This window comes from Arthrobacter sp. JCM 19049 (genome assembly GCF_001310435.1).
Window position 1 is genome coordinate 1 of record NZ_BAXF01000538.1, and the last position, 1,413, is coordinate 1,413.

The following is a 1,413-nucleotide window of genomic DNA, read 5'->3' on the forward strand; positions in this document are numbered from 1 at the left end:
CAACCGGGACGCCGCAGGAAACCGAGCCGGAGCCAGCGCCGACCGCAGTCCTTCTCCCTGGCGTTGACCGGCGACGTGCTGCTGCACCCGCGGCTGTTGCGCGAGGCGAACACCGGAGGGCAAAAGTACGATTTCTCCCCGCTGCTGGCCGGGCTGGAGCCGTACATCCAGGACGCGGACGCGGCGCTGTGCAACCTGGAAACCCCGATCGGGGTCCCGCCCTACAGCGGCTACCCGATGTTCACCGTCCCGGCGCAGATCGTCACCGACCTGAAGCAGGTCGGCTATGACGGGTGCACCACCGCCACCAACCATACGGTGGACGCCGGCACCGCCGGGGTCAAGCGCACCATCGACACCCTGGAGCAGGCCGGGATGTTCTCCACCGGCTCCTACCGCACCGCCGCGGAGGCCGAGGCACCGCCGATCATGGAGGTCGACGGGGTCAAGCTCGGGGTCATCGCCGGCACCTATTCGCTGAACGGGATGAGCGCGGACACCGACTGGCGGGTGGACACGGACATCTCCGCGGCTTCCCTGATCCAGCGGGCCAAGGATGCCCGCGAGGCGGGGGCGCAGGTCTTGGTGGCCGCCGTGCACGACGGCGCGGAGTACACCAACCGCCCCACCGCCGAGCAGCGCAAGCTCGGCCGGGCGTTGGCCGCCTCCGGTGCGTTCGACTTCATCTACATGCACCACACCCACTCGGTGCTGCCCATCGAAAAGCACAAGGGCACCTGGATCGTGTATGGGCTGGGCAACTCGGTGGCCAAGCACGCCACCCCGACCGTGCTGAACCGGGAGGCATCAGCGTCAAGGCCACGTTCACCCGGCAGCAGGACGATGACTGGTCGGTGAGCGAACTGGCCTGGGTGCCGCACTTCTTGACCGAGGACCCGGTGCGCTGGTGCCAGGTCGCCGAGGCCAGCCGGTGCGTGGAGGACGGGCAGGCCGAAGCCAGCCGGGAACGCAGCACCAAGACCGTGGACGCCTACGGGGCGTTCAAGGACGGACTGGTGCCCTGGGAACCGGCCGGCACCAGGTAGCACCCGGCGGCGCCAGGGAACTGCGCCCCATCTCGCCAGCGGCACTCACCGGGCGGGGGACTATCCGATCCGCGGCGTTGCCCTCGTCGGCCCTCATGGCCCAGGTGGGCGTTGGTGGGCCCTGGTGGACCCTAGTGCCCGAAGCTCTCCGAATCCTGGCGGGCGTGCTTGCCGGTGTCCAGCGAATTGATCCGCTCGATCTCCGCGTCAGTCAGCTCGAAGTCGAAGATGTCCAGGTTCTGCTGCTGCCGCTGGGGGTGCGCGGACTTCGGGGCGGCGGCGATGCCCTGCTGTACGTGCCAGCGCAGCGTCACCTGGGCCGGGGTCTTGCCGTACTTCTGCGCCGGCTCGGTCAGGGCCGGGTTGT

General features: G+C 69.4%; 3 protein-coding genes. 2 read left to right on the forward strand and 1 reads right to left on the reverse strand.

All coding sequences use genetic code 11. The annotated features are described in order from the left end of the window. Together JCM19049_RS14225 and JCM19049_RS14230 are read left to right on the forward strand one after the other, a co-directional pair. Positions 1 to 858: CapA family protein (locus JCM19049_RS14225; RefSeq protein WP_279403272.1), on the forward strand; the 858-nt coding region annotated here is incomplete at its 5' end. Continuing rightward, on the forward strand, positions 855 to 1,046 hold the full coding sequence (locus JCM19049_RS14230; RefSeq protein WP_054821903.1) for a hypothetical protein: 192 nt from the start codon (positions 855 to 857) through the stop codon (positions 1,044 to 1,046). The genes JCM19049_RS14225 and JCM19049_RS14230, both read left to right, overlap by 4 nt. 131 nt (positions 1,047 to 1,177) lie before the next feature. Here the strand turns inward: JCM19049_RS14230 and JCM19049_RS14235 are convergent. After that, the coding region (locus JCM19049_RS14235; RefSeq protein ID WP_279403273.1) for an aldo/keto reductase at positions 1,178 to 1,413 on the reverse strand (236 nt) is incomplete at its 5' end.